The following is a 25,335-nucleotide window of genomic DNA, read 5'->3' as shown; positions in this document are numbered from 1 at the left end:
TAGAGTCCTTCTAAAGTGTTAATTTGCCATTAAAAAACTGCTATTATGAAAAAGAGTATTCTTGTTGTTTTTCTATTCTTATCGTGCGTATTGCAAGCTCAAAGTAAATTTAATTCCTATGATAATTTGTGGGTAAAAGTATATGAAGATGAGCTAAAACTTTTGCCAAAATCCTCTTTAAAAAAGGTAGATGCTATTTATAGTAAAGCGGTAAAAGAAAAGAACGAAGTGCAAAAAATAAGATGCTTGCTGTATCAAAGTAAATTTGCATTAACCTTAGAAGAGAATGCTCAGTTAAAAATTGTGAACAATTTTAAATTGCAAATAAAAGCAACAAACAATAAAGTATCAAAAGCACTTTTGCACAGTTTGTTGGGACAGATGTATTTAGATTATTTTCAAGCTCATAGATGGGATTTTTACAACAGAACTCAAACAGCTAAAAAAGTAAATGATGATGATTTTAGAACATGGGATTTAAAAACATTATATACAGAAATTCACAAACATTTTAATGCTTCTTTACAAGAAAAAGAGTTGCTTATAACTATCAAAATTGATGATTATAAGGTTTTAATCAAAGAAAATCAGTTAAATGAAATAAGTACGTTGTTTGATTTTTTAGTTTTTAATGCTTTAGATTTTTATAATAAAAGCGAAAGCAGTATTACACAACCTAAAGAGCCTTTTGTAATAGATAAAAAGGAATATTTATCAGAAATAGAAACCTATCATTTTAGCACTACAGATAGTTTATCTAACAAGTATTTGTCTTTAAAATTGTATCAAGAATTAATTCAGTTTCATAAAAAGCAAACCAATCAAGAAGACTATTTTAAAACTTTATTACTGGCTGTTGAGTATGTGCAGAACAAATCAGATATTGAGGATTTTAAACAAGTAAAACTAACGTTTTTACAAAAACTACAACAGAAATACAGTCTATCTAAGGCAAGAGTTTATATAGATTTTGAAATTGCAAAAACGTATTATAGTCTAGGAGAAACGTACAATCCTAAGTCTAATACAACGCATCAATATGCTTTTAAAAAGGCGTTAGAAATCTGTGAGGAATTGGAGAATCTTGATCAGGATCATGAGTTGTTTCAGAAGAACAAAGAGTTGATCAATGCTATAAAATCAAAAGAAGTTTTTTGTGTTACAGAGGAATATATGCCTGTAAATCAACAATCAAAAGCAATGCTAAAATATAGGAACGTAACCGAGTTTTATGGGACTATTTACAAGGTAAATTCAACACAATACCAACAAATAAAAGAGGAAAGAGTTTCTCGTAAAAAAGATTCTTTAACAAATCTTTTGCCTGTTTATAAAGAATGGAAATCAGAATTACCCAATAAAAATGATTATCAGCAACACTCAACAGAAATTTTGTTACCAAAAATTCCACAAGGACTATATATTTTAAAAGGGAATTTTATAAAGAATAATAAAAACAGTCGTTTACAATATTTTCAAATAACCAATCTTACATATCTTAAAAAAGACAAAGGTTTGTTTCAGGTGTTAAACAGACAAACTGGACGTGCTTATTTAGGGGCTAAAGTTTATTTAAAAAATAAACCATATAATACAAGAGAATCTAAAATTGATAAAGATTTTGTAACTGATGAAAACGGTTTTTTTGAATTTGAAAATCATCAATATTACAGAAATGTAACTGCAAAAGTAGTTACAAAAACAGATACCGCTTTTTTTGAGAATATCTATTTGTATAACTATAATAATTATACAGGAAACACTAGTTCAGCTATTAGTTACAAACCATTTGTGTTTACAGATAGGAGTATTTATAGACCTGGCCAAAAAGTTTTTTTTAAGGCCATTGTGTTAAAAAAGAAAGGGAAGAATACAGAGGTGGTTAGTAACGAATCTGTTGAGGTTGTTTTGTACGATGTAAATAATCAGCAAGTAAAAAAGGCAACTTTAGAACTGAATGAATTTGGAACGGTAGCTTCTACTTTTGAATTGCCAACAGGTGGATTAAATGGGCAGTACAGCTTTAAGGTATTTAGAAACGGAAAACAAATAGAATATGTATCTACCAAAATAGCTGTAGAAGAATACAAAAGACCAAAGTTTGAAACGTCCTTTACACCCATAAAAGAAACGTATAAAGTAAACGATTCTGTAACCGTAAATGGAGAAGCAATTGCTTTGTCTGGAAGTAAAATTACCAATGCAAAAGTGGTATATAGAGTGGTAAGAAAAGCTAAGTTTCCAAGATGGTGTTGGTGGGGTCGTCCTTCTAATCCAACAGAAATAGCAAACGGAGAAATTATTACAGATGGCAATGGGGATTATAAAGTAAAGTTTAAAGCTTTTCCAGATGTGAATGTCGATAAAAAAAATCAGCCGACTTTTTACTATACTATTTATGCCGATGTTACAGATATAAATGGAGAAACCAGAAGTGCAGAAACAGAAGTTGCTGTAGGATATCATTCCTTAAGGCTAGAAGTATCACTTAAAAATAAGATAGATAGTTGTGATAAAAACTCACTAACTATTGATAGTGAAAACTTAAACGGACAATTTGTTGCTGTACAAGGAGAATTAAAAATTTATAAGTTAGTAGCTCCGCAAATGGTGTATAGAAATAGACCCTGGTCTAGTCCAGATGTGCAAACTTTTTCTAAAGAAGAATATGCCAAATTATTTCCTTTTGAAACGTACAAAGAAGAAGATTTGGATCCTAAAAAATGGGAAAAAGGAAAATTAGTATTCTCTAAAAGTTTTGATACGGAAAAAGAACCTAAAATTAGTTTGGGAAAAACTAAAAAATGGGAGTTAGGAAAATATATAGTAGTTGCTACTTCTAAAGATAAGTGGGGGCAATTGGTAAAAGATGAACAATTGTTTACGTTGTTAAATTCCAAAGCTAAAAAAGTTGCCGACAACCAGTTGTTTCAAATTTCTATAGACAAAGAAGTGTATCAACCTAAAGATTATGTAATCCTTTCTGTGAGTTCATCTTTTAAAGGGATGACTGTTTTTGTGGAGGTAGAAAAAAATCACAAAACAGTTTCGGTACATCAAATAGAGTTAAATAATCAAATTAAGAAAATAAAAATTCCTGTATCAGAAAAAGATAGAGGTGGTTTTGCCATTAAATGGCACAGAGTAAATTACAATGCAATAGCTAGTGGTGTTCTTCATGTTTCGGTTCCATATCAACCTAAAGATTTAAGTATAGAAACCCTTACGTTTAGAGATTTGTTACAACCTGGAGCTACTCAAAAGTGGAGTTTTAAAATTAAAGGAGCCAATCAGCAAAAGGCAACAGCAGAGGTGTTAGCATCTATGTATGATGTTTCTTTAGATCAGTTTAAACCTCATACTTGGAGTTTTAATCCTGTACAATTACCAATTTATAGAACATCAAATTATATAAATAGTTTTAATAATTTTAGAACAAATACATTAACAATTAGAAGTTCTAATTACAGATATTTTTATCATCACTATCAGTTGGCTGTTCATCAATTTAACTGGTTTGGATTTAGTTTTACAAATGATTCTTGGGTAAATAGAAATTATCTTAGAGAGATAAAAAATTATTTTTTTGAATTTAATAATATTCAAAAATCCCATAATGATTCTTTAGCAAAAGATGAGGTGAAAATTACTGTTGTAGATGCTAATCATGAACCTCTTCCAGGAGTAACTATTGTTGGTGGAGAAAAACCTATATTAACAGGTTTTGATGGAGTAGTTATTTTAGAAAATCTAGAAAACAAAGAATTGTATTTTAGTTATTTAGGTTACCAAAAAGCAATACTAAAAATAGAAAAATCCTATAATAGTTATGTAGTTGTTTTAGAAGAAGACAGTAAAAGTTTAGATGAGGTTGTGGTAGTTGGTTACGGTACTCAAAAAAAGAAAGAAGTAACAGGGGCTTTACAAGGTCAGGTGTCCGGAGTAAATATTATAAGTACAACAAGATCGGAGGCTGAAGATAACATTCAAATTAGGGGAATGGCTTCTTTAGAGGCTGGCGACAACCCTTTGTATGTAGTTGATGGAGTAGTTTATGATAAAGATCCACAATTAAATGTTGATGAAATTAGTAGTATTGATGTGTTAAAAGATGGAGCGGCTACAGCTATATATGGAACTAGAGGTGCAAATGGAGTAGTGATAGTGACTACAAAATCAGGAGCAAAAAAACTAGAAGAGCAGTTAGGGAATATAAAAGCTAGAACCAATTTTAACGAAACAGCCTTCTTTTTTCCACAGCTTAAAACCGATGAAAACGGAGAAGTATCTTTTGAGTTTACCATGCCAGAAGATTTAACCAAGTGGAAATTGCAATTATTAGCTCATGACAAAGAATTAAATACCGGAGTAAAAAGTTTAACTACAGTTACACAAAAGCAGTTAATGGTGACTCCAAATGCTCCAAGATTTTTAAGAGAAGGAGATGAAATTACATTTAGTACAAAAATTGCAAATTTAGCAACTAGTGTTCAGCAAGGAAAAGTAAGATTAGAGCTTACCGATCCTACTACGGGTAAAAACATAGATGCTTTGTTGCAAAACCATCAAACCACAAAAGATTTTAAGGTTGTTGGAAAAGGAAATACATCGGTGTCTTGGCAATTGCAAATTCCAGAAAATATTTCTGCTGTACAGTACAAAATTGTGGCAGCGAGTACTAACTATTCAGATGGAGAACAAAATGTGTTGCCTGTATTGTCTAACAGAATGTTGGTTACAGAAACGTTGCCTTTGTGGGTAAATGGTGGAGAAACCAAAACGTTTGTTTTAAATGGTTTAAAAAATAATACTTCAGAAAGTTTAAAACACCATCAATTAACTTTAGAAATAACATCTAATCCTGCATGGTATGCTGTGCAAGCTTTGCCGTATTTAATGGAATATCCGCACGAGTGTGCAGAGCAAACTTTTGCTAGGTATTATGCAAATCAATTGGCAAGTCATATTTTAAACTCCAATCCTAAAATTAAAAAGGTGTTTGATCAATGGGCAAATTCAGAAACTTTGATTAGTAATTTGGAAAAAAATCAAGAGTTAAAATCCATTATTATTCAAGAAACTCCTTGGTTAAGAGATGCGCAATCAGAAACCGAACAAAAGAAAAGAATTGCTTTATTGTTTGATTTGTCTAAACTAGAAAATAGCTTAGAACAAACTATTAATAAGCTAGATAAAATGCAGTTTTCTAGTGGTGCATTTCCTTGGTTTAGCGGATCTGACCATTCTAACAGATATATTACTCAACATATTTTGCAAGGCTTTGCACACTTAAAACATTTGGGAGTAAATATCAATCATAAAAAAACAGAAAAAATTATTGAAAAAGCACAGGCTTATGTAAATGCGGAATTGTTAGAAGATTATGAAAGATTGTTAGTACGTGCAGAAAATATAAAATCTAAAGCAAAAACTAAAAAAGAAGGAGTGTTGTTGGCTCAAGATTATTTAAATAAAAAACACTTGTACAGTGTTCAGTTGCAATATTTATACATCCGTAGTTTTAACATACAGCCAATTACAGATAAAAAGTTAAAAGAGGCTGTAGATTATTACTTTCATCAAACTATAAAATATTGGAAACAAGAAAGCTTGTATAATAAAGGATTAATTACGTTAATTCAACACAGAAATAACCATTTAAAAACGGCTAATAATGTGTTAAAATCTTTAGAAGAAAATAGCGTTACAAGTGATGAAATGGGAATGTATTGGAAAGAAAACAAAGCAAGTTGGTATTGGTATCAATCTCCTATAGAAACACAAAGCTTGCTAATAGAAGTGTTTTCGGAAGTAGCAAACAATACAAAAAAAGTTGATGAGTTAAAAAAGTGGTTGTTAAAGAATAAGCAAACACAACAATGGAAAACCACCAAAGCTACTTCAGAAGCAATTTATGCGTTGTTGTTACAAGGATCGGATTGGTTGGCTGAGGATACTGTAGCTATTAACATTGGGGGAGAAAAACTAGAGGTAAGTACTTTAGAAAATGCAAAAGTAGAAGCAGGAACAGGGTATTTTAAAACCAAATGGAAACCCGCAGAAATAAATACAAACATGGCAACGGTTACTTTAACTAAAAAGGACAAAGGTGTTGCTTGGGGTGGTTTGTATTGGCAGTATTTTGAAGATTTGGATAAAATTAAAACGGCAAACACACCTTTAAAACTCAACAAAAAAGTATTTGTAAAAACCAATACTGCTAACGGACCGTTGTTAACAGAGGTAGCAAATAATACCACTTTAAAAGTGGCTGATTTGTTAACGGTAAGGATAGAATTGTCTACAGATAGAGCTATGGAGTTTATTCATATGAAAGATATGAGAGCATCCGGATTAGAACCTGTTGAGGTATTATCTGCTTATAAATGGCAAGACCGATTGGGATATTATCAAAGTACCAAAGATGCAAGTACTCATTTCTTCTTTGATAGAATTGACAAAGGAATTTATGTTTTTGAATACGATTTAAGAGTGAGTCATAAAGGAGTATTTAGTAACGGAATTACAACTATTCAGAGTATGTATGCTCCAGAGTTTAGCAGTCATAGTAAAGGAATTCGTATAGAGGTAAAATAGCCTTTATATGTATCTGTAAAAATGTATCTTTGAACCCATAGAAACAAACTAAGAAATGGACTTAAATCTAATCCCAAAAATTAAACACGCAAACAGCGATAACTTTTTTTTACTAGCCGGACCTTGTGCTATTGAAAGTGAAGAAATGGCATTAAGAATTGCAGAGCAAGTAGTAACTATTGCAGATAAATTAAAGATTCCTTATGTATTTAAAGGAAGTTTTAAAAAAGCAAATCGATCTCGTATTGATAGCTTTACGGGAATAGGTGATGAAAAAGCTTTAAAAATATTACGTAAAGTTTCTGAAACTTTTGATGTACCTACGGTAACAGATATTCACGAAATTTCGGATGCTGCCATGGCTGCAGAATATGTAGATGTTTTACAAATTCCTGCTTTTTTAGTTCGTCAAACAGATTTAGTAGTAGCTGCTGCCAAAACAGGTAAAGTAGTAAACTTAAAGAAAGGACAATTTATGAGTCCTGGAGCTATGCAACATGCAGTTCAAAAAGTAAAAGATGCAGGTTCTGATAAAGCTTGGATTACAGACAGAGGAACTATGTTTGGGTACCAAGACATGATTGTAGATTTTAGAGGGATTCCAGAAATGAGAGCTTTTGCTCCAACAGTTTTAGATGTAACTCACTCTTTACAACAACCAAATCAAACAAGTGGTGTTACAGGAGGTAGACCCGATATGATTGGGACTATTGCTAGAGCAGGAATTGCTGCCGGAGTAGATGGTTTGTTTATAGAAACTCATTTTGATCCTGCAAATGCAAAATCAGATGGAGCTAACATGTTAGATATTCAATATTTAGAAAAACTATTAACAGATTTATCTGCTATTAGAAAAGTAATCAATACTTTGTGATTTTTAGAGAGAAAATAGCGTGAGTATTAAGGGGATGTATACTATGTACTGGCTCTTAATACTTACTAACACTATACTAATTGCTGTTTTTTAGTTTACGAATAATATCTTCTAATCCATTTAATTTTAGTTCATATACTTCAGCCATCATTTTACCTAAGGTTCCAGGAGGAAATCCTTTAGTTTTATACCATACAATATAATGTTCTGGTAGGTTGATTAAATCATGTCCTTTGTACTTTCCAAACGGCATTTTAGTGTTTGCTAATTTAATAAGGTATTGATGATCTGACAAATTGTTCATTATTTGTATATTGGTATATGTTTTGAAGGTATAAATATATACATTTGCAAACTTCTTTGATATAATGGGGACGACTGGTTTTGACAGCGAGGTCAATTAACTAGTAAGCATGCCGAGAGATGGAGCTCATTCTCGTAAATCGAGGTTCCACAACAATAAACGGTGAAGAATCTTTCGCCATGGCTGCCTAATTATCTGAATTAATAGTACGATAAGGCCTAGGCTCACAAGGTGAGCAAGCTATGCATCTCATGCCAGCGCTGATAGACCGCGTGCAATTTAGAGATGTCGTAAAAGTCTAAATAGGAAACGTATAACTTAGCTGCGTTTTTGAAGCTCAATAAGTTAAGCTAAGGGTAGGTCGTTTTTAGCCAGCCCTCTGCCGACAATTCTATAGAAACTAAGCATGTAGAAAGCTACGCGATTGCTCGTTTGGACCCGAGTTCGATTCTCGGCGTCTCCACTTTTAACCCTTATAAACCCAGTGTTTGTAGGGGTTTTTTATTTTAGTTGACAATTTGGTTGACAATTTTAAAATCTCAGTTTCTTGTTTTTTGGTTTAAAATTTGATTAAATTTATAATCAAATATAGCTAATCATTATGAATTTTAACACACTTAATCTCTCATTAAATAAAGAGTCTTTTAAAACAAAGTATTATACACAGCTTTTAATAAACAGGCATGATTACATTGAAAAGAGAATTAAAAAACAGATTAAAATAAATAAGGCTAGGAAAAGATTAAATATAGAGCTGAATGAAACTGTTGATTGTGATCTCTTTCATAGTGAGAGGTTTGATAATTTGATGAACTCAAATTATACTTTAACAACCCCAAACTTTATAAATGCACTTAATGAAATATTCCAAGATTATATTCAGAAAGAGTATAAACCTAATGAGTCAAACTATAGAGGGTTAATTGAAAATATAGATAATGTACTACCGTATTTAATTTTGGTTTTTGAACAAGAGAGTATAATACAGAGAGACAATAAAAAAGAGCAATATGATGATAGTTTGACGTGCATAACTAGCAAGCCTATTGAAGCTAACGATCATTCAATCTCATCAAAAGACAGCTCACTTTTAGAAACAGAATTTTTTGAGAAATGTATTAAGAAAAAATACAGGAAACCTTTATCAACTCTACTGATTGAGAATAAGATTTATGACACCAATGGGGAAAAGTTTTTTGATGAAGTTTATAACAGATTTGAAAACTACGGTGTATTTGTTCGTAAATTAAATGATTTAGGAGTGATTAATCATCAATTTATTCAAAATAGTGGTGGAGTGAAAAATTCTTTACATCCTATGTCAGAAAAGCTTTTTGATGTAAGAATTACTCTGAGTCATTTTAGAAAGAAATTTAACTATGGTACTACGGAAAATGATGCTGATTTTTATGATAAATTATCGGTTTTGGATGTAATTAAACCTGAAACCACTCTCGAGACCAGTAAAACCAATAGTTAAATAGCCTGTTTTATATTATTGCCTCATAAATTTAAATTAATAAATTATGAGTAATTACGTAGATCCCTTTGGTGCTATTTTAAAAGAAATTGACCAAGTAAAATCCCAACAACATTTAATATTAAAGACCTTAAAAGAAGGTCATTTATCAAAGCTTTATACCACAAAAGAGGTTTCGATAATAATTAGAGTAGATATTCAGACTGTACGTTCTTATATAAAGAAAGGACTTTTAAAAGAAACTCTAATTGGTGCTAAAAAACACATTGCTCATACTGAGATTTATAACAATGATGGTACTATAAAAGAATTTAAGTACAAGAGAATTTCTTAAAATACTTAAACTTATTTAATACTTCAATTGTGAAATTCCATGAGTAACGAAATAATTATTCGTCATCCTAATCATATTATAACTGCAATATATAATAATGAATTATCTAAAATTGATGAAATTGTAATACTTCATATTGCTTTAAAAATAAGACACAAAGAGCATTTTAATAAATATGTAGCTATTAAATCGGAGTTCATAAAACTTAAGGTTAATGAACTTGATTCTAAAAGGAATTATAATCAATACATGGACTCCATAGAAAAGCTTAGTAAGACAAGTGTTTATTATGTGAAAAATTTAGTTGATAATAAGTTAGAAAAAACAGTTACTCAATTTATTTCAGGAGTTAGAAAAACACCAAATAATAGAGAAGTTATAATCGAACTACCTGGGTTTACTATTGAATATTTAACGTATCTCAAAGGAGGATATTCGGATATTGATTTCTTTGTTTTTATGAGGTTGAAAAGTAAATATTCAATAAAGCTGTATAAGCTATGTTGCAGGTTTGCTAATCTTGGAGGATTCAATTATTATGAGGAAGAACTTAGATCTTTGGTAGGGGCTTTAGAGACTCTTCAAACTGTAAGTGATTTAAAAAGACGTGCCATTGAAGTTGCAAAGAGAGAGTTAAAAGAAGTTTCAGATATTTATTTTGAATATAGTATTGATAAAAGAAAGGATGGTGTGTTTTTTAGGTTTAAAATTCTTTCTTCAAATGTTCAACAATCAATTCATAGTTTGAAAAATGATGAACTTATGAAGATATTTAATTTTTTATTAAAATTTTATCCATCATCAAAGAATGACAATGCGATCCATTATTCTGAAAAAATAGCTGAAAATGAAAATACGATGTTAATTAGATCTAGGTTAGAGAGATTGATGTCAGAGTATTATCATGATAAAAAATCTAAACAAAGCACTCTTAATTTACTCAATAATGTAATATTTCCAGAATATAATATTGAAGTTCGTAAATAAGTCAGGAAATACTCGTAAAAATGTCAGACAAATCTCATCAAACTTCGTAAAAACGTCAGAGACAAGTAGTGTAAGTGATTGTTTATTAGTTTTTTATGGGGGTGCACAATAGGTAACCATAATTAAATATAATTTAACCTTAGAGAATAAGCTTTTAAATGAAAGAAAAAAGGGCTATTAGTTACATGTTGTAGAGTATATCAGGCATGTAACTTCGTAAAAATGTCTTGGTAAAAATCGAAAAACCTCAAAACTTCGTAAAAATGTCAGAAACTAGTATAAGAGAATATTTAGAATCACATAACATATACCCTGAAAGAAATTATAGATCATCATATGGCATGTACTTATCTCCCATAAGATATGAAAGAAAAGCCTCTTTTAAAGTAGATTATATAAAGGATGTTTTTTATGATTTCTCGATACAAAAAGGTGGCGGATTAAAAGTGTTAAAATTTTACATGAATAACGGTCATGTTGTATATGCTAAGTCAAAAACTAAAAAGATTAACATTAAGCTAGAAAATAAAATATGGAAAATTCAAAAAGTAGTAAGTGAAGAATTATTTAGATATGCTTTTGAAAGAAAAATAGCAAAACAGGTACTTGATAAATATTGTGTAGAAATCCATTATGGATACTACGAAAGATACCCTTTAAAAGCATTGGGTTTTAAAAACGATAGCGAAGGGTATGAATTCCGTTTTAAGGATTCTAAAGAGCGGAAAGGATGTTTGATAAATAAAGATATTACAACATATTATAATTCTATGTATTCTGATGTGTGCTTGTTTGAAGGGTTTATGGATTTTTTTTCTTTCAAAACTCTCTATCCAAATTTCGAGAGTAATTACTTAATTCTAAATTCAACTTCTCAAGTTAAAAAGTCTTTTGTTTTTCTAAATAAACATCAAAGAATTTTTGGGTTTTTAGATTTGGATTCGGAGGGAGATCGAGTAACTGGTTTGTTAAACAACCATTACCCTAAAAAATTTTATGACAAGAGAAGTCTTTATAAAGGGTATGGAGATTTGAATGAGTATTTAATTGAAAAACATTAACACGTGTGAGTAGAGCAAGATGGATGCACTTACGTACAAATCTTGCTTTTGCTCATTGAAATTCGCAAAAGATGAAAAATTATAGAATAGAAATTAGAGTTTCTCTATATGAGAGAAAACTCATAAAAAAGAATGCAGAATTAAGTGGACTAACAGTTAGTGAGTTTTGTAGAAGAAGTGTAAATAACCAAAAGATAATAGAGCGTTTTACAGATGAACAAATAGAGCTGTATAAATCTCTTTTACAATATCATCACCACTTTCAGAGAATTGGTAATATGTTCTCTAAAAATAATCCAAATTTAAGTTTAGAAGTAAGAGAATTGGCAAATCAATTTAAAGCACATTTAAAAGAATTTAACTAATGGTAGCTAAAGGAAACTGCCTCTCAAACACCAAGGTAGCATTAATTTATGGAGACGACATAAATAAAGGTGCATCAATTGTTTATAGCAATTATTTACATAGTCATTTACCTACTGAAATAAGTAAGGAATTTAAACTGTTTCAAGATCAGAACACCAATTGTAAGAAGAATACTTTTAGTTTCATTATTAGTCCAACAATAGAGGATGGTAAAAAAATGAATGAATCAGATTTTGAAAAAGTTTGCAAGCTTTTTTTGAAAGAATTAAAACTGGATCAACATCAAGCAGTTGGTTATATTCATAATGATAAAAATCACAAACACGTCCATTTGTACGTCAATAGAATATCATTTGAAGGTAAAGCTTTTGACGCCTGGAGGATAGGAAAAAGATCTCAAGTAGCTGCAAAAAATGTGGCTTTGCAAATGGGTTTAACCACTGTTGATCAGGTTAAAGAACAAAAACAAGAAAATACAAAATTAATAAGAGGAGAAATTAAATCCATTCATGATTTAGTCATGAAACAAAGACCTAGATCTTTAAAAGATTATATCAAAAAAATGAAAAATAACAATGTAATCGTAAAACCTGTAATTAACAAGCAAAATAAACTCCAAGGGTTTAGGTATGAGTACAATAAACAAAGCTTTAAAGGCTCAGAGGTACATAGAAATATGTCTATTAATAAATTGAATTTTGAAGCTCCTAGAGAGCAGAAAATAGAATTAAGTAACAATAAAGAAAATTTTAACTTCAGTAATTTATTATTCGACTATTCAGGAGAACATGAACCAAACAGAAATAAAAAAAGAAAAAATACATGGCAAAGATAGAAACCGTAACAGAAATGATTGTTGATGAAATCAATCATATGGAAGTTTTAGTAAAAGAGTTCAAACAAGAAAAAGAAGCTCTTAAAAAAATTAAGATAGAGCCTAATACAGATAGGTTAAAAGCAATTTTAAGTAAACATATTGAGCATATCAATAATCAAAATCAGGAACATACTAAGGTTTTCAACCAATCTATTGTAGAGTTAAAGCATCAAAATAAACGTTTTTTAATGTTTACAATAGTTTTATTGCTTAGTGTAGTATTATTATTTTTAGGATTATTCATAAACCGCTAAAGATCAGGTTAAAAATGAATTGTATAAATAAGATGAAAAACACAGTGTTTTAAGTATTCACTTAAAAACAACTGTAAAATGAAACAGTATAAAAAGTTCAGAAAAGCATTTGGAGTTAATGAGTTTGGACTTATTGATTTTCCAAGAAAATTTTCGAATGTTAAAATTTCAAGAATTTCTAATTTTGAAAAAATGGGAGGATGTCCATTTTGTTTCCCTCATGGCATTGAGACGTGTAACTCAACTACCCATAAAAACAAACGTAATTGGAAAAACAGTCGGTTTAAACAATGGAAATAAATAGGTTGTATATACCAATTGTTCTAAATGCTAAAGAAAACCTAAGAGCAATAAAGTAAAGTACTTTATTGCTCTTAATGATTATACACAACATAACCATGTGTTTTATGTTTGTAAAGGGGATTAATATTATACTCTATAGTTTAGTACCATCCATAAAAACTATTTCCTTCTTAAGTATTTTACATGTTTCAATATAATCATCAACGGCTAATTCAAATTCTTTTTGAAGACCCTTTTCCTCATCAGCTTCAAAAGAAATTAAATCACTAAGGTTAGATACCTGACCTGCAAAAACGTTATCAGGTTCTGAAAAAAAATATTCTCCTTTAAATTTTTTGTATTCCATATGAATTATTGTTTGTTGTCTATTGTGTATAAAATTAGTTATTAATTTCCCAATAATAATTGAGTCTATTATTCTATAAAAACATAGTTTTGTAAATAGAAAAAGAAAATTTTAAAATATAAAGCGTTTAGCTTGATTTAGGAACTCTAAAATCGCCAATTTTAATTCCCCATAAATCAATGTTGAGACGCCCACGTACTGCGTGGGCTGTTTCTCATTTGGGGAAAGGTGTTTGGCGATACCTAGAGTCTAGTGAGTTCAGTTCCACGCTTTTTTTATACGTGAAAAATGAAAAATCGCCAGTTTAATCTTCAAGAAAACTTAGTAAAAGAGTTCTGCTTTACTAAAATAGTTTCCGACAACATTCTACACATTTTAAAACATTTAGGACTCAGCAATTGTCTGAAGTTCTACTTATGTTTTTCTCACAATTTCATCAACCTGAACTTTACAATGGCACACACTTTAGTATAGTGTGTAAATACCTACTGACTTAAAAATAATTGTAAATATTTTCAAATAAAAATTGATATGACAAAAAGAGAGGATGTTCTAGGATTAGCAATACTGGCTATTCTTGGAAGTAGAAGTTTAAAAAATGAAAAACCTGTTGTAAAAACAACTGAGAAAAGCAATTTTAAATTGGTCTTTACTCAAAAAGGAGATGTACAGAATTATATAGGAATTCTAGCGGTGTCAGGCATATCCGATATTGATTATGATGTTGATACATTGGAATTGGTAAATGGAGAAGAGTTTTGTGTAGGTCGCTCTAAGTATATCAATATGGATGAAAGAGAGCAAGGTAGTTATACGTTTGTTACGGATGGAGAAACCAAATCATTACAAGTGGTATTAGTAACCTCTGATAATACTCTTACAGAAGAAAGTGTTAGCTGTAATCTAACGGTGTATAAAAACAATCAAGATATTTTTAATCAATACTTTGAGATACTACAAGGTTCTGGAGCTAGTCCAGTGGCTTATGTTTTTTAATGTTTTAAAACTCACAACACAACATAAAAGTATCCTTGTAATAATGATGCTGTTTTAAATCCAAAAATTAAATAAATAGATATGAAAAGAAAAATGATTTCAGCTATAGTTGTTATGACTATGCTACTAATAGGATGTTCAAAAGATGATTCTGAACCCATCAATCAAGATGATACAACAGATATTGTAACTACAGAAAAAAGCATCTATAAATTGGTTTTTACTCAAAGAGGAGAGGTTGAGAACTTTACAGGGGCACTCTTTTTTTCTGGTTTGTCAGATGATGTTTACGATGTAAACACTTTAGAAGTGGTAGATGGTAAAGAAGTTTTTTTAGGTAGAACTGCTATTGTAAATATGCATGAAAGAAAAGAGGGGAGTTATACATTTCTTACTGAAGAAAAAACAAAGTCTGTACACATTGTAGTAACAACTTCAGGATATTCCATAACAGATGTTGGTGTTACTTACAATATGACTGTTTATAAAGATGATGAAGAAATTTTTAATCAAGATTTTGAGGTCGTGAAAGGTTCTAGTTCAACTCCTAAATCTTATGTTTTTTAAGATTTATCAATAAACAACACAACATAAAAAATATAAAAAAGAAAACATGAAAAAGATATTATTCACCATTACATTATTTAGTGTTTGTTCATTATTAAATGCTCAAACAATAGAAAAACAAGCTGTTAAAGAATATTTAGAAACTGTAAAAGGAGTTAAATATGATCTTAAAGTAGCGTTTACACACTTTGAAATATCAACCATAACAGTTCAAGATAGTATTGCTATTTTAAAAGATAGTTTTGAGAAAAACAAAACCCAAAAATTAGCTTCTTTAACCAAGTCAATTGCATCTTTAAACGATGGAATTAAAAAGCAAGAAGGAAAAACAGGTTTAGATGCTGTAGTGGCAGGCTCTTTAAAGAAAAGATTTACTTATGATAGAGACAAACTTCAAAAAAAATATGATGAAATAGTTTTGTGGAAATTCAAGTTATATGAACCGTATAAAACTGAAAGCCCTGAGAAAATATTAAGTAAAAAAGCAGATGTTCATTTCACTGCTATCAAACCAGGAGAGACCAAATCATCCGCTTATACAGGTGATTTTGTTTTAAATCCAAAAGGAGATAAGTGCTTAAAAAGTAAAAACATCAAAAAAATAGAAATGAATTTTTAAGAATCAATTATAGTAAACCAATTATATGTTGTGTAGTAAGACAAAAGGCAATAAAATCAAACTGATTTTATTGCCTTTTAGGTTTTTTCTAGCATTTAGAACAGATGGTATATTAACATATTGTCTATGGAGTAAATACACAACATAAAGATATTGTCTCAAAAAATTAGACTTGTTGAAGTTTGAAAGTATATTGTTAGTCTTGTTTTGCGCTTATTTTTATTTGTATTAATGTATTTGCGCTCGCTATTATTGTTGAGCGCTTGTTTTTTTTATACATTGCGCTTGTAATTTATACTAAATGGATCATAGCGCTCATTTTTCACAAGAAAAACTTATTTTTCATGGAAAACAATCTCCAGAGAAAGGAACTATTGTTGGGTATGCAGCAATTGTAGATACGTTGAATTTACCAATGCCAATGGTAAGCCCAATAGCGTTGGTTTGTGATCAAAACAAAAATTATCAAACCAATGAATGGCTTATTTTACCTAAAAGTTATTTACCTGAAGATAACGAGGAATTAGAGGAGGTAGAAGCACTTTATAAGCATTTAGTTTTTGCTCTTAAATATGAAGGGGTTAATCTATTACTGTTTAGTTGTCTGATTAAGTATTATTCAGAAGATCGATTGACTAAGCTGGTGAGTTTTGAGCCAACAGGCCAATATAGCAGAAGAATATGGTTTATTATAGAATGGTTGCTTGGTAAAGAATTAGAAGGCAAAGAAAATCTGAGTAAAAAAAGTTATGTGTCTGTAGTAGATGTCAATCAACAATATTCGGTTGAAGGGGTTAAGTCTAGCCGACATTTGGTACTTAATAATTTTCCAGGAACACCTGATTTTTGTCCAATGATAAAAAAAACGGAAAAGCTAGAAAATTACATTAACGATCATTTATCAAATCGTAAAAATGAATACTTTAAGGGAGTTCATAAGGAAATCATTCAAAGAGCTTCTGCGTTTCTGTTGTTAAAAGACTCTAAAGCATCTTTTTCAATAGAAGGAGAAAGTGCTAAAAGTAAACGAGCTGCAAGATGGGGACAAGTGATAGGGCAAGCGGGAACAAAAGAATTATCAGAAGAAGAGCTAGGCAGATTACAGCAAGTAGTGATTGAGAATTCTCGATTTATAGAAATGGGAATTCGAAAAAAAGGAGGATTTGTAGGGGAACATGACCGAGTAACTGGAGATCCTTTACCAGAACACATATCTGCAAAATGGGAAGATGTACCACAGTTGATACACGGTTTAATAGAAGCAAATAAAATATTGATTAATAGCGAAATTGATGCTGTTTTAGCAGCCACAATCATTGCATTTGGTTTTGTGTTTATACATCCATTTGAAGATGGAAATGGAAGAATTCATAGGTATTTAATTCATCATATTTTGGCAAAGAAGCAGTTTTCACAACAAGGAATTATTTTTCCTGTTTCTGCTTCTATATTAGATCATATAGATGATTATAGAAAGGTGCTTGAGGCTTATTCACACCCATTGTTAGACCATATTGAATGGGAAGAAACTAAAGACCATAATGTAATTGTAAAGAACCAAACGGTTGATTATTACAGATATTTTGATTTTACAGTACAAGCAGAATTTTTATATGATTGTGTTTTTGACACGATAGAGAATATAATCCCTACGGAGCTTTTATACATAACCAATTATGATGAGTTTAAGAGAGAGATTGATGACACCTATGAAATGCCTGATAGATTGATTGCTTTATTGGTAAAGTTTCTAGGTCAAAATAATGGTGTTCTTTCAAGAAGAGCTAAGGAAAAAGAGTTCTCTGAGTTGACTGAAAAAGAAGTGAAAGCAATAGAAAAGTTATATGGGGATATATTTGAATAACTAACAATCCCTAAAGACTAAATTCTTTAGGGATTGTTGGCTGATTATGTTATTCTTAAAATTATTTTGACACTATCTCATAAAGTGTGTAAGTTTTAATTAAGATCTAAGCAATTAATTATGCCATCATTATCTACTAGTACACAGACTTTTGCAAACAACTCTGCAACAATAAATTTGTTTGTGGTTGTATAACTTTTAAAACTAAATTAGGAGTTTGTTCACATTACTATTTATATAGAGTTCTTTTAGAATTTCTTGTTTTACTTGCATCATAATTAGCTGATGAAACAATAGTGTTGGGGAATTAACTTCTGCATAGTGAGTTCTATCCCAATAACTATTCTTTTTTGTGTAAGCAAACATTATATGAATTTTTCTGTACCAGTATAAACCCAAACACTATTTTTAAATTTTGAATATTAAATACAGATGTTGTGCTGTTTACTGTATAGTTATTTTTGTCTAAATCTTTTGAAAAAGTGTTAAAATTTACGGCTAGAATAATGATTTTTTTCCTGTTATTACAACCTTATATGAAGAGGTCTATCTCGAGGGTCCATATATTATATCTCCATTTTTTGATAATTAAAATATTATGTGTACCATTCTCAATACTTAGATAAGTACTCTTTTGTTCTTCCTTTAGCAATATAACTCGGTATTGGAGTATTCCAATAATCAAGACCTTCCTTAGATAAATAATTTACTAATTTCATTTTTTTTCTATATTCTTCAGTGTTTAATGCAAAAGTCATTGTTCTTAAATAACCTAAAATTTGATATCCTCCTGAGTTGTATTTGACGTTTTCTGTGTTTTTAAATATTTTATAATTGACTTTAGCTTCAAAAATTAAATAACATACAATGTCTATTCTTTTTCTTTCTAAAGCACTGATTAAAGAAGTTTCAGGATATGGGTCGTTAGGGTTATCTTTATATACAAAATTAGGATTAGCCCCAGATTCAATCAACAGTTTTGTGTTTTCTATATTACTGCCCGAAGCTACTATCAAAGGAGTTCTATCTAACGTGTTCATATTGCTGTTTAATAAATTAACATCACCACCATTTGTAATAATAAACTTTAATGTATTTAAAGAATTTGGTAATCTACTGTAATGAGTGTTATTTATAGTTGTCATTATAGAAGCACCATCATAACTAATTATATTAGGATTTAAGCCTCGTTCAATTAGAAGTTTTATTGCTTCAAAATTTTCATTTCTTAATGAAAGATGACCTAAAGTAGTTTTAAATTTATCTTCTTGATAATTAATTTCTTCTTTTGAAAGATTAGCTATGATTTTTTTCAATTCTTCATTGTCTTTCATTATTATTTTAGAAGCTGCATCATAAACTGGAGTACCATAAAAAATTTCTTTATCATCTCCTCTGAGTATTTTCCCCCATACTTCTTTTTCTCTTTTTTTAGAATATTTAATTTCAGTGGGGTCATTTACCCATTTATTTTTATTTTCCCCTGAATTACATCCAGTAAGGATGAATAATAATATAATTATTGTCTTTTTCATGATTTTAATTAATGTTAATTCACTGATCCTTTGATTATTTGGAAAGTTTGTTTAAGGACATCCTAATGAATCTTTTAAAGCGTTAATTAGATGTTGCATAGTACTATTTGCTCCTATGTAAAGAGAAGTAGGTAACACATCGTTCAATAGTCTATTTCTATATCTTTCTCCATTATTGCCTGACGAGGCTCTTGATCTTTGGTATTGATGGAAAAGCCGACTGTTTCTATAAAAACTAAGTATCGTAAATATAGATAAAACAGGTTTAAAAAAAGCCTTTTAAAGTTAGTGAAAAGGAGACTTTTATTAAAAAATTAGCAAGGCTTAGAAAAGAAAAAAAAGATCTCAAACAGGTTTGGCTCCTCAATTAGGTATTCATAAAAATGTATTAGGACGTTACGAACGTGATGAAGTAAAACCTTCTGTAGAAATTGCTCGTAAAATTGCAAATATACTAGACGTATCTTAGAGGTTTCCAAGTTTAACGAAGAAGACAAAAACCATACTTTCTCCGTTATTGATACTTTTATCGCAAAAAGAAAAATTCAGTCGATTCTTTAAACATAAAAACAGAAACTCCTTGCAAGAAGTTTCTGTTTTATGTTGTGCTAGTTATAGACTTTAATTAAATCCACACTTTTTTAATCAAATATTTCTGACCTATTTAAGAAGTCTAATTATATTAAAAATTAAAACAACAATTCCTAGAAGAAATAATCTATTTGAAAAAAGGTATTTCAAATCCTTTTTTTTAGTGATAATTATATATCTCAATTCAAAAATTGCATATAAAATCATTACCCATATATAGATTCCAATATAGAAATACGCTGCTACAGACCGAAGATCTTCAAAAACTAACAATAATAGGAATATCACATATGATATAATATGAGCTATTCGAACTCTTTTAATAAAAACGCTCTCTTTATTTACTACCTCTTGTTTAAGTGCCATCGATAGTTTTATTTATTCTACAGGTTGATATCCATTAAAAAGCTATTAATCTGATTAATTAAATTGTCATTACCCCTGTTAATTAAATTTGTACCGTTTCCTTTTTTTCTATTCAAAAGAAATACTATTTAAGCATGCCAAAGCTTCAGAACTATACTTATCATCCTTACTCAAAGGATATCTAATACTAGCTATTAAAATTTTAGCATCTGTAAATGTTACAAAAAAATGAGAGATTTCATCAACGGGGGAAGTATTGACAGATTGCGGAGGCATCAACATTTTCATACATAAAAACTCTTTACCATTAATTCTTTTTATTTCATTAGAAAGTAATTTTATCTCCCTAGACTTATAAAGCTTAGTATATAGTTTCTGAATCTTCCCTAAAGTATTATTTTTTTTATCAACTTTATAGTTAAGATTGAACACATAAGAAGAATCACTTTCTTTTAAAAACATTTTACTAGGTCTTCTAGGTTCATATGTGTATTTAAGTTCAATTTTTTCAGTAGATAGCTCATGAATATCTTTGGGCAACGAAATTTTAACCTTGTCATCACCTATAGAAAACTGTAATTCCTCTGAAACAGGTTTTTCATATTGAACCTCTTTCTTTTGCTTAGTTTGTTTACAAGCTACAAATACAAAACATAATATAATTAAATTTTTTTTCATGTAATTAATTTTTTACCTAGTTCATTTAAAAACTTAAATTCTGAATTTTGTAATTCATCCGTATTAAGGAAATCAGATGAACACAAAAACAACAGTTCTCCATTAGAATTACACACCTTGACAAAGGTTGTATTTTTTTTAGACTCATTTGGCATTTCTTTAATATTTAAGTCAGTCACTAAATACTTATGAACCGAAGAGCCCAAACCTATTGAAGTTATTTCTACTTGATTATTTTCCATTTTTATGCTAACAATTATTTTCTTTCGAGTAGCTATTATAGAATAAAGAGACCAAATTGTTCCAATAAATATCAAACACATAAATATTATCTTGTGAATTGGTTCATTTAGAACCAACTCATGCCTCAATAATACAAGTACCAATATAGTTATCTCTAGTGTTAATGAAAATAATAGTATGCTTACTAAAGTAAAATATTTTCGATTCTCTTTAGATATAGAATTTTTAATTTTTTTATTGACAATCTTCATTTATTATTTCATCTAAATTATCTAAATCATTTAAAAATACAGCTGTATTAGCCACTGCTGCCGTCCCCATAATTACATTACCTTTCTCAACCGCAGCAGCTAAGGTTTTAGCATTCCCTACAGTACCACCTGTTGCAACAAAGGTATAAGCATCATTTGCATAACCTAAAACATCTTCGTGTAAATGATCATTAGAATCTGTTCTTGTTAAAAAATCTAGTGCAGATCCTAATAATGCACCTAAATTATTAGGTATATCATAATCGTAGTGACCAATTATCGCTATTACATCCGCACCATTTGCGATTACTCTGTAACTTCCATCTACAATTAAAATAGTACTTGTCCCAAGCGATACAGGCTCTGTTAAAACACCTGTCCCTACTTCTAAGGCTCCTCCTAAAGTTCCCATTATAGCATCAAACAATGATCTTTTGTTATTGCAGTCATCATTTATTATTTGACTCTCGTTTGTGCTCTCATCATTAGTTCCCTCATTGCTAGTTCCCTCATTACCATTAGAACCACCACCCTCACAATCTCCAGAGGGACAATCAATAGGAGGTTCTGGATTAGGTTCTGGATCACATGTACCATAACATTGACAGTCAGTTAGACCTTCACAAGGATCATAAGTGTCTCCGCCTGAGTTGTAGTGACTACCGTGATTTACCAAATTTAACACACCATCTTCATCAACCCATGATTCTGTAATGTCTCCATGGTTGTTTACGAACCAATCGTGACCATATTCATCTTGTCCAAGATCAATACCATCATCAACTTCTCCATACTGAGAGTACCCATTATTAACAAAGAACGTGCACAATAAAACTACAAAAAATAGTTGTTTTAATTTATTTTTTTTCATTTTTATTGCTTTATTATTATTCTGGTGTATACTCTATCATCTGTTATTACTTTTATTACATACAAGCCACTAGGTAGATAACTAGTATTGGCAGTATAGGTTTGGTTTCCTTTTTGTAATATTTTACCAGGTTCTAAAACAATGGTTTGTGCATTGTTTACCCCTGTTAATTTAACTTGTACTGTTTCTTTTTTTTCTAACTCAAAAGTTATGTGCAATTGGTTTTCAAAAGGGACAGGATATAGTTTAATAAACTCTTCTTTTTGTTGCGCTAAAGCCACTAATTTTTCTTCTTCATCTTTACTTATTGCTTTTGTAGTCTTAGGTCTTAGCACTATAGACATTGGGGGAGCTGTTTCTTGCCAGTCTTCTATATAAGTATCTAAATTTGCTAACAAATAAGAAATGTTATTGTAGGTCTGTTTGTTTAAGTCCATACCTAAGACATGGTAGTTTAAATTAGGTACTCTAAGGTTGTGTGTGTATTGTTTCTTTAGCGTGAATTTAAAATTATCTACAAACAAATTATTATCTTCAAACAATACATAATTACTAAACTTTTGTTGGTTAAATTCAATAGTTGTTTTTATGTCACCAAAATCATCTTGAGTAAATGCAATGTTAATGGGCAATATGCGTTGTATTTGTGTTCCAGACTCATCATATTCTATAAACTTACCAGTCCATTCACCTACTAAATCTTTATTATCTAAAAATTCTGTAGTGGTTGTTATTTCGGGTGCATGTTCAATAGCTTGAGTTTCTATTTTCTGTTCTGAACTGGCAGTTTGTATTAGTTCTTGTTCTACTTTAGTTTCTTCTTGTTTCTTTTTTTCAGCCTTTACATGATTGAAAAAATACTTACTGTTAGGTGTTCCGCTAAGGGTTAAATATTCTACAGCTTTGTTGGTGCTTTGAGAAACTCCATAGCCAAAATAATAACAAACCCCTAACCAATGTTTTGCCATAGGGTCTTTGCTTAATTTAAACCATTTTACGGCTTGGTTATAATCTTGATCTAGTCCTAAACCTTTGTAATACATATAACCAAGGGAGTATGCTGCTTTGCTATTTTTATTATAAGCCCCTTTTGTAAACCATGCTACAGCATTAGCCATGCTAATAGTACAACCTGTTCCATATTTATAGAGTCTACCTAAATTTCCTTGTGCAATAGCATAGCCAGCCAAAGCGGCTTTTTCTATATATTGAAAACCTAGTTTTTCATTTTTTTCTATTCCTAAACCTTCTAGATAAAATCCTCCAATGTAGTTTTGAGCTTGCACATTTCCTGCATCTGCACAAGGTTTAAGTTGTTTAAATAAGTTTGTGTAGTTTTTAAAAGGAGAATTTTCCTTTAAAATTTTAGTTACTTTTAATAGTGTTTCTTCGCAAGATTTTTGCTCTTGAGCAAATACTCCTAAAGAGGACAGTATTAAAATTAGATGAATAATTTTTTTCATAGTTTTTTAGTTAGTTTAATTCCATTGAAATGTTCGGTTATCAATTTTTTTAGAATTCTGGGAAGGTTGTAGTTCAAGTTCTTTAGCTAATTTTTGATATTCTTTTTCAAAACGATAGGTTAAGACTCCTAATTTTTGTTTTAACAATTGCTTGTCATGAGCATAATAAGATTTGCTAATGTTTTGATTGAAATGATACAGATAAATTAGTTTGTGCAACTCTTTAATTTGTTCTTCGCTCAATTCTTTATTTCCGATTATTTCTTTTGTTTCTTTTTTTGCTTGATTAAGAGATTTTTTTCTGAATTCTTGACCAACAAATGAGATATATTCTTTGTAAGTAAGTAAATCGTTTAATTTTTGAGCAAATTCTTTCTTTATGATAAAAGGCTTTTTTATTTCAGAGGTTTCGGTAAGTGAAAACAAGGCTGTTTGATGTTCTTGTTTTTGAGATTGTTTATAATTAGTAAGAGCTTCATTTCTTTCTTTAATTAGTTCTAGTAACCTTTCTGTTTTGTTGTTATTTAGTCCTGCTTTTTGTGCTTTTTCGTAAAAAGATTTTTCAGCATCTTCTTCCTTTCTTTTAGCTCTGTTTACTTTCTGTTTATTTATAATAGTTTTAGAAATTAAAAAAGCATCAATATCTCTATAGTTTATATCTAAACTTTCTAAACGATCTATTGTGTTGTCTATTTTAGATTTAATTTCTTTTTGTAATTGTGTTATTATTTTTGCCTGAGTAATAGAGTCTTGTTTACTAATAATTTTGGTGTTTTCAATTTTTTTTGTGACACCGCAATTGGTTAGTTTTTTCTTTAAGTTTTTAAAACCTTTATTATTTATAATAGTTGTAAGTTCAGGCTTGTATTTTATTTTATCTTTTAGTAAGTAAAAATGGTAATCTCTGTATAAGGAGCTTTGTTGTTTAGTTAATTGAGTACAATCATTTTCTTTTTTTTGTGTAAAAAAAAGAACTTTTTTAATTTCATTCATTTCTGATTGTACAAAATTTCTTTTTGCTGTTTTAATCTCTTGTTTTCTAACTTGCATTTCTTGAAAATCAAAAGGGAATTTTTTTTCTATTAACTGAATTTGATAGTTAAAGTTTTCTAATTTTTGTAGTAGTATTTGTTTATAATCAACTGGAAAATTATCAAACTTAGAGTTAGCTTCTTTTTTTGTAAACTCTTTTAATTTTTCGGTTTTAATGGATGCTCCAAATAGCTTTGTCTCTTGTTCTTCTGTGAGTATATGTAACAAGGCTCTGTTGTATTCTTTATTGTGAATTTTTCTATCTTCTGGGTTTTTAATGTTTTTTAAATTTTCTTTCCTTTTTTCGATAGCTTGATTGATTGCTGTTTTTTGTACATCACTAATATCAGTAATAAATTTTGTGATTTTTGTGAAATTAAAAAGATCATTTTTCTTAAATTCTTGAGCATAGAGTCCCCAGTTAGCAACTAGAAAAGTTGCTATTAATAAATATTTTTTTTTCATAGATTTATTTG

General features: G+C 29.8%; 24 protein-coding genes and 1 other RNA gene. 16 read left to right on the top strand and 9 right to left on the bottom strand.

All coding sequences use genetic code 11. From position 1 onward, the window contains the following. Positions 1 to 45 precede the first annotated feature (45 nt). Positions 46 to 6,597 (top strand): alpha-2-macroglobulin family protein, encoded by a 6,552-nt coding sequence (locus GGR97_RS04205; RefSeq protein WP_167897263.1) that lies wholly within the window; start codon positions 46 to 48, stop codon positions 6,595 to 6,597. Positions 6,598 to 6,652: 55 nt separating this feature from the next. Continuing rightward, entirely contained in the window at positions 6,653 to 7,471 is an 819-nt protein-coding gene (kdsA, locus tag GGR97_RS04200; RefSeq protein WP_167897262.1) for a 3-deoxy-8-phosphooctulonate synthase, read from the top strand. Positions 7,472 to 7,547: 76 nt separating this feature from the next. Here kdsA and GGR97_RS04195 read toward each other — a convergent pair whose 3' ends face one another. Then, positions 7,548 to 7,775, bottom strand: coding sequence for a DUF3820 family protein (locus GGR97_RS04195; protein WP_167897261.1), 228 nt, complete (start codon positions 7,773 to 7,775; stop codon positions 7,548 to 7,550). 66 nt (positions 7,776 to 7,841) lie between these two features. On the opposite strand from GGR97_RS04195, the gene ssrA reads away from it, so the two are divergent. From ssrA to GGR97_RS04150, 9 genes are all read left to right on the top strand, one after another. Then, positions 7,842 to 8,241, top strand: a transfer-messenger RNA (tmRNA) gene (ssrA, locus tag GGR97_RS04190). A gap of 135 nt (positions 8,242 to 8,376) precedes the next feature. After that, a complete protein-coding gene (locus GGR97_RS04185; protein WP_167897260.1) occupies positions 8,377 to 9,255 on the top strand; it encodes a hypothetical protein in 879 nt (292 codons plus the stop codon). Between the two features lie 46 nt (positions 9,256 to 9,301). Then, complete coding sequence (locus GGR97_RS04180) at positions 9,302 to 9,589, top strand: helix-turn-helix domain-containing protein (protein WP_167897259.1); 288 nt, start codon at positions 9,302 to 9,304, stop codon at positions 9,587 to 9,589. A 39-nt stretch (positions 9,590 to 9,628) separates the two neighbouring features. Continuing rightward, complete coding sequence (locus GGR97_RS04175) at positions 9,629 to 10,576, top strand: replication initiation protein (protein WP_167897258.1); 948 nt, start codon at positions 9,629 to 9,631, stop codon at positions 10,574 to 10,576. Positions 10,577 to 10,839: 263 nt separating this feature from the next. Continuing rightward, positions 10,840 to 11,637, top strand: coding sequence for a toprim domain-containing protein (locus GGR97_RS04170; protein ID WP_167897257.1), 798 nt, complete (start codon positions 10,840 to 10,842; stop codon positions 11,635 to 11,637). Positions 11,638 to 11,708: 71 nt separating this feature from the next. Continuing rightward, the gene (mbpA, locus tag GGR97_RS04165) at positions 11,709 to 12,002 is read left to right on the top strand and encodes a mobilization protein MbpA (RefSeq protein WP_167897256.1); all 294 of its coding nucleotides are present in this window, start codon (positions 11,709 to 11,711) and stop codon (positions 12,000 to 12,002) included. After that, positions 12,002 to 12,838, top strand: coding sequence for a relaxase/mobilization nuclease domain-containing protein (locus tag GGR97_RS04160; protein WP_167897245.1), 837 nt, complete (start codon positions 12,002 to 12,004; stop codon positions 12,836 to 12,838). The genes mbpA and GGR97_RS04160 overlap by 1 nt, the downstream gene beginning before the upstream one ends. Further along, on the top strand, positions 12,826 to 13,134 hold the full coding sequence (locus GGR97_RS04155) for a DUF6730 family protein (protein WP_167897244.1): 309 nt from the start codon (positions 12,826 to 12,828) through the stop codon (positions 13,132 to 13,134). The genes GGR97_RS04160 and GGR97_RS04155 overlap by 13 nt, the downstream gene beginning before the upstream one ends. Positions 13,135 to 13,212: 78 nt before the next feature. Then, positions 13,213 to 13,434 (top strand): phosphate ABC transporter substrate-binding protein, encoded by a 222-nt coding sequence (locus GGR97_RS04150; RefSeq protein WP_167897242.1) that lies wholly within the window; start codon positions 13,213 to 13,215, stop codon positions 13,432 to 13,434. Positions 13,435 to 13,570: 136 nt separating this feature from the next. On the opposite strand, the gene GGR97_RS04145 is transcribed toward GGR97_RS04150, so the two are convergent. Beyond that, positions 13,571 to 13,783, bottom strand: coding sequence for a hypothetical protein (locus tag GGR97_RS04145; protein WP_167897240.1), 213 nt, complete (start codon positions 13,781 to 13,783; stop codon positions 13,571 to 13,573). A 531-nt stretch (positions 13,784 to 14,314) separates the two neighbouring features. Here GGR97_RS04145 and GGR97_RS04140 point away from each other — a divergent pair. The 4 genes from GGR97_RS04140 to GGR97_RS04125 all read left to right on the top strand — a co-directional run bounded on the left by GGR97_RS04140 (position 14,315) and on the right by GGR97_RS04125 (position 17,829). After that, positions 14,315 to 14,779, top strand: coding sequence for a hypothetical protein (locus tag GGR97_RS04140; protein WP_167897238.1), 465 nt, complete (start codon positions 14,315 to 14,317; stop codon positions 14,777 to 14,779). A gap of 81 nt (positions 14,780 to 14,860) precedes the next feature. After that, complete coding sequence (locus tag GGR97_RS04135; RefSeq protein WP_167897236.1) at positions 14,861 to 15,346, top strand: beta-barrel fold lipoprotein; 486 nt, start codon at positions 14,861 to 14,863, stop codon at positions 15,344 to 15,346. A 46-nt stretch (positions 15,347 to 15,392) separates the two neighbouring features. Further along, positions 15,393 to 15,965, top strand: coding sequence for a hypothetical protein (locus GGR97_RS04130; protein WP_167897234.1), 573 nt, complete (start codon positions 15,393 to 15,395; stop codon positions 15,963 to 15,965). A 301-nt stretch (positions 15,966 to 16,266) separates the two neighbouring features. Next, positions 16,267 to 17,829, top strand: coding sequence for a Fic family protein (locus GGR97_RS04125; RefSeq protein WP_167897232.1), 1,563 nt, complete (start codon positions 16,267 to 16,269; stop codon positions 17,827 to 17,829). Positions 17,830 to 18,033: 204 nt separating this feature from the next. Here the strand turns inward: GGR97_RS04125 and GGR97_RS04120 are convergent, their stop codons facing one another. Next, entirely contained in the window at positions 18,034 to 18,195 is a 162-nt protein-coding gene (locus GGR97_RS04120) for a hypothetical protein (RefSeq protein WP_167897230.1), read from the bottom strand. Between the two features lie 245 nt (positions 18,196 to 18,440). Further along, positions 18,441 to 19,364, bottom strand: coding sequence for an ankyrin repeat domain-containing protein (locus GGR97_RS04115; RefSeq protein WP_167897228.1), 924 nt, complete (start codon positions 19,362 to 19,364; stop codon positions 18,441 to 18,443). 355 nt (positions 19,365 to 19,719) lie between these two features. Between GGR97_RS04115 and GGR97_RS15310 the strand changes: the two genes are divergently transcribed. Then, entirely contained in the window at positions 19,720 to 19,833 is a 114-nt protein-coding gene (locus GGR97_RS15310) for a helix-turn-helix domain-containing protein (protein ID WP_245229446.1), read from the top strand. Between the two features lie 596 nt (positions 19,834 to 20,429). Here the strand turns inward: GGR97_RS15310 and GGR97_RS04105 are convergent. Genes GGR97_RS04105 through GGR97_RS04085 form a run of 5 tightly spaced genes read right to left on the bottom strand, consistent with a single transcriptional unit; the run spans position 20,430 to position 25,324 of the window. Beyond that, on the bottom strand, positions 20,430 to 20,999 hold the full coding sequence (locus tag GGR97_RS04105; RefSeq protein WP_167897226.1) for a hypothetical protein: 570 nt from the start codon (positions 20,997 to 20,999) through the stop codon (positions 20,430 to 20,432). Next, positions 20,996 to 21,493 carry a hypothetical protein gene (locus tag GGR97_RS04100; protein WP_167897224.1) on the bottom strand — a complete coding sequence of 166 codons (498 nt, stop codon included), beginning with the start codon at positions 21,491 to 21,493 and terminating at the stop codon, positions 20,996 to 20,998. The genes GGR97_RS04105 and GGR97_RS04100 overlap by 4 nt, the downstream gene beginning before the upstream one ends. Continuing rightward, a complete protein-coding gene (locus GGR97_RS04095) occupies positions 21,477 to 22,364 on the bottom strand; it encodes a hypothetical protein (RefSeq protein WP_167897222.1) in 888 nt (295 codons plus the stop codon). Before GGR97_RS04095 ends, GGR97_RS04100 begins: the two co-directional genes overlap by 17 nt. Positions 22,365 to 22,366: 2 nt before the next feature. Next, entirely contained in the window at positions 22,367 to 23,827 is a 1,461-nt protein-coding gene (locus tag GGR97_RS04090) for a T9SS type A sorting domain-containing protein (protein WP_167897220.1), read from the bottom strand. A gap of 15 nt (positions 23,828 to 23,842) precedes the next feature. Then, on the bottom strand, positions 23,843 to 25,324 hold the full coding sequence (locus tag GGR97_RS04085; protein WP_167897218.1) for a hypothetical protein: 1,482 nt from the start codon (positions 25,322 to 25,324) through the stop codon (positions 23,843 to 23,845). Between the last annotated feature and the right edge of the window lie 11 nt (positions 25,325 to 25,335).

This window comes from Wenyingzhuangia aestuarii (assembly GCF_011927765.1).
Classification (GTDB): Bacteria; Bacteroidota; Bacteroidia; order Flavobacteriales; family Flavobacteriaceae; genus Wenyingzhuangia; species Wenyingzhuangia aestuarii.
Note: the sequence above shows the minus strand (reverse complement) of the source record. Positions and strands in the feature narration are given on the sequence as shown.